General features: G+C 36.7%; 3 protein-coding genes and 1 pseudogene. 1 reads left to right on the top strand and 3 read right to left on the bottom strand.

The features are described from left to right. Window positions 1-128 precede the first annotated feature (128 nt). Both H5072_RS12495 and H5072_RS12490 read right to left on the bottom strand, forming a co-directional pair. The gene (locus H5072_RS12495) at window positions 129-785 is read right to left on the bottom strand and encodes a response regulator transcription factor (RefSeq protein ID WP_004334929.1); all 657 of its coding nucleotides are present in this window, start codon (window positions 783-785) and stop codon (window positions 129-131) included. 75 nt (window positions 786-860) lie between these two features. Then, window positions 861-969: pseudogene (locus H5072_RS12490) on the bottom strand (anti-sigma factor antagonist); the annotation flags it as partial. 135 nt (window positions 970-1104) lie between these two features. Between H5072_RS12490 and H5072_RS12485 the strand changes: the two are divergent. Continuing rightward, entirely contained in the window at window positions 1105-1434 is a 330-nt protein-coding gene (locus H5072_RS12485) for a stress response translation initiation inhibitor YciH (protein WP_182693705.1), read from the top strand. A 12-nt stretch (window positions 1435-1446) separates the two neighbouring features. On the opposite strand, the gene H5072_RS12480 is transcribed toward H5072_RS12485, so the two are convergent. Further along, the coding region (locus tag H5072_RS12480; RefSeq protein ID WP_259395940.1) for an EAL domain-containing protein at window positions 1447-4456 on the bottom strand (3010 nt) is incomplete at its 5' end.

The raw sequence follows: 4456 nt of genomic DNA, 5'->3' as shown, positions 1-4456 counted from the left end.
AAAGTATACACTTATACCAATTATCAAAACAGATTACTTAGGCAATCAAATTGGTATTAAATAAGTGTGTAACACATACAAAAACAGACACCTAAGTGTCTGTTTTTAATTTTAAACTAAATATATGATTAACGAATTTCATCAGGGATATTTTGTTGTGCCCAAGATAGGAGCTCAATACGGTTACGACATTTAGTTTTTCTAAATGCGCTATATAAATGTGTTTTAACTGTGTGTGGACTGATACTTAAATCTTCAGCGATTTCTTTATTCTTCGAACCTTTACTCATTAGTGAGATTATTGCTTTTTCTCGCTTAGTAAGTTTAACAGGCTCAATATCCCCTTCGGTTAGTTTATGCAGCGCATCTTTATTAAATTGCAGCATACGATTTAATGCATTACACATAATATCGCGACGGTACCAAAGCTGATCTTCAAGTAGTAAACGAATACCTTTCATTAATACATCGGCGTTATCTGTTGTGTAAAATACGCCACGAATACCGCTCAACAATGCACGATTAGCAAGCTCAGGGTTCTCGTCTAGATTAAATAATATGATATCGCATTTAATACGTAGGTTTACTAGTTGTTCTTTTAGTTTTCCCCATGCATCCTTGCTAGATGTTTCGATAAACAAAAGTCGAGTCCCTTCAGGTATATCTAAAATATTAGTACCCGTGGTTACGTCAAGGCCTTGCGTTTTTAACAAAGGTTCTAAAACGTTAATACCAATAGTGTTAATTGGCTCTTGATCTAATAACAAAAAGGCTGAACTGCTCATGTTTTTATACTCTTTTATAAAGCTGACTGTTTAAGTTTATCACGACTTCCGCACCTTTTGTATTACTTTCGCTCATTTGAGCATAAGCTTGGCGAAACGATTGCACTAAATTAAAATCAAACTTACCTTTAATTTGTATTGTTAATGTAGTGCCATCGACTGATTCATTCTTAGTTAAACTCATATTAAACTCCAATAATATTTCCTTTGAACTAAATATAACCTGTTAAAAGTATTTAGCAAAAAGAAAAACACACAACTTCAAATTTGCTATCATTTACACCAGTATTTAATTCATTTTTATCCACAAAGGTAAGGTATGAGTGATAGTCACTTAGTATATTCAACTAGTACGGGTCGCATTGACCAGCCGAAACCAGAAAAAGAGTTGCACGCTAAACTTTTTAAAGATGGTTTTATTCGCATTGAGCGTCAAACAAAAGGGCGTAAAGGCAAAGGCGTAATGCTAGTTGTTGGCATTGATCCAAAAGATCATGATTTAAAAAAGTTAGCTAAAACTATAAAAAGCAGAATGGGCCAAGGCGGCGCAGTAAAAGAAGGCATTATTGAAGTACAAGGTGATGACCGAGATAAACTAAAAGGCATTTTAGAAGCGTTAAAATTTAAAGTTAAAATTGCGGGTGGTTAACCCGCAATTTTATTAACTAGTTACTTCGCTATTTGCGAGTTCATTTAACCTTTCATACAAATTCGGTAGTTCGTGCTCAGCAATTGGCTTACTAAAATAATAGCCTTGCACAATGAAGCAATTATTATTTTGTAAAAACTGCATCTGCTCTATTGTCTCAACCCCTTCTGCGACCACGTCTAGCTTTAACTTTTGCGCCATGGCAATAATAGCTGCAGTGATTTCCATATCATTTGTATCCTCTGGGATATCTTTTACAAATGAACGGTCAATTTTCAATATATCAACCGGGAACCGTTTTAAGTAACTGAGCGACGAATAACCTGTACCAAAGTCATCAATAGAAATAGATATACCTAATGCTTTAAGCTCGTGCAATTGTGTAATGGCTGCCTCTACATTACCCATTAGCATGCTTTCGGTCAGCTCTAAATGAAGGCGCTTTGCTGAAACACCCGACTTAATTATCATTTTGCTCAGTGTTGTAACTAAGCTTGAGTCTTTAAACTGGCGGGCCGATAAGTTTATCGATATATTATTTTCTAGACCTTGTTCTGCCAATCTTACGGCAAAATCACAAGACTCTTGAAGCACCCATTCACCTAATTCAACTATAAGGCCTGTCGCTTCTGCAATAGGAATAAATTTATCTGGAGGGATTGCGCCTTCAGTTGGGTGGAACCATCTTAATAACGCTTCATAACCAACGACCTGATGAGTACGGCTATCAACTTGAGGTTGGTAGTAAACTACAAATTGCTTTTCTTTGAGCCCTATACGTAACTCATTTTCGATAAATAAACGCTCATTTGCGGCCGCGTTTAATTCTTGGCTATAAAAGTGGAAGGTATTACGTCCTTTTGCTTTTGCCTCATACATTGCCAAATCAGCATGTTTGAGTAACTGATCTTCCTCTAAGCTATCGTAAGGAGCCATAGTTATACCAATACTTGCACTGACAATAACTTCATTGCTACCTAGTTTTATGGGCACGTTCAGTGTTTTTTGAATTGTATTGGCAACATCAGCCGCGTGAGCTTGGCTTTCTATACCACTGAGCAACACTGCAAATTCATCACCACCTAAGCGCGCTATGGTGTCCTCGGCTCGTAAACGTTTTTTAAGTCTGTTTGCCACTTCAATTAATAATTGATCGCCAGCATCGTGCCCTAATGTGTCGTTAATACGCTTAAATTCGTCTAAATCAAAGTAAAACAAAGCAAATGCATAATGCCCGCGCTCTGCTAATGCCATTGATTTACGCAATTGCATTCTAAAAAATGTTCTGTTGGCAAGTCCCGTAAGGGTGTCAAAGTAAGCCAATTGTTCCATTTTACGCTGGCTTTCTTTTACAAACGAAATATCTTGTGCTGATGCTACATAACTGGTTATTTCACCGCCCTCTTCACGAATTGGCGAAACACTTAAAGACACCCAAATTGGCTCTTTGTTTAAACCAGCTATTAATGTGTCCCCGCGCCAGTAATTACGGCTGCGTAAATCTATGTCTATATCTTCAATTAAAATAGACATTTCTGAGGCAATAATATTAAGTAATGGTGCTCTATTAAAATGGCTTTCTGGATAGCCTGTCATTTCGAGCATTTTGGGGTTTACGTACTCAATGACAAAATTTTCATCGGTGATCACAACCCCAGTGCCCGAGAACGCTACCGCTTTAGATAAACGATTAGCTGCTTTTTCAGCAATTTCTTTTTCTGTAATTCTTTGGTTTAAACCATCAATAAGTTTGCGGATTTCTACCGTCATGTCTCTAAATGAGCCATTAAGCGTACCAATCTCATCTTTGTTTTCTGGCGGAAACTCTGTTGTTAGCTGACCTTTACCAAAGCTTGTTACTGCATAAACTAAAGTATGTAAACGCCGAAGCACTAGTTGATAAAGCGCCTGATGCAGCAATAAGGCAACTAATATTGCGTATAAAATAAAGAGTCCAAAAAACTTCAGTTTTAAATCTTGTAACGCAGATAACGTTGATGAACGTTTTTTATAAACCCCTATGTACCAATCTAAATCATCAATTTTACGGATATTAATAATGTGAGCTTCATCATTTTGTTCAAATGAATTGGCGTATTCTGGTAACTTCACCGCAATTGCATCGTCAATAATTGACTGCAGTTCTGGGTTTACAAATTCGTTAGTAGCGAGTGCTTTATTGTCACTACCGTAGTCAGCTAATAATGCAGGGTTTAGATTGGGATGGGCTAACAATTGCCCTTTACTATCAAATACAAGTAAGTGTTTTTCTTTATCGCCAACAGGTAAAAATGAAATAAGTTTATTAAGGGAAATATCGCTTCCCGTTACACCTAAAAACTCGTTATCAACATACACCGGCACTAGTAAGCTAATAACCCACTTTCGCCATACTGTATCGTAATAAACTTTTGACCATGCAGGCTCTCGCTCTGACCCCAACATACTTTTAATATATTTATACGTTGTACCTTGCGTAACTCTAAACTCGGCTGGTGCATTTAATGCCCAGTTTGGAGGAGAAACACGAATGAAATCGTCATCGGTAATTAAATAAAAGTTAAAAAAGTCATGTACCAGAGTCGGAGAAATTATACGCCATAACATTTCAGAATCATTAAATAGGCGTTTATAAAAAGGAGAGTAATTTTGCTGTGGTAAAAATGCTGCTGATAATCCGTCAGCCGAGGCACTTCGAATCGTACCATCGCTATTAAACTGTAACTGTGATTTATTACCTAAATTAATTGGTGAATTAGATTGAAAAAGCTGCTCTGTCACTACGTTATTAGCTTGCTGAGCAATATTTATTTTTGTTTTAATACGCTCATTAAACTGCTTCACTAATAAATCTGTAGAGCTTTTTAACACCTCATGTTCTTCAAAAACAAGTTGTTTCTCTTCAGATTTAAGCATTAAGGCAGCCGCACATACCCCTGCTATTAAACAAATAGCAGATATAAGCAGTGAAAGTTTTACACTTAAAGAATTCAATCCAAAACGAGATGGAGGCCGTCTGTAA

The organism is Pseudoalteromonas sp. SR45-5 (assembly GCF_014163565.1).
In the GTDB taxonomy this organism is placed as follows: Bacteria; Pseudomonadota; Gammaproteobacteria; order Enterobacterales; family Alteromonadaceae; genus Pseudoalteromonas; species Pseudoalteromonas distincta.
Note: the sequence above shows the minus strand (reverse complement) of the source record. Positions and strands in the feature narration are given on the sequence as shown.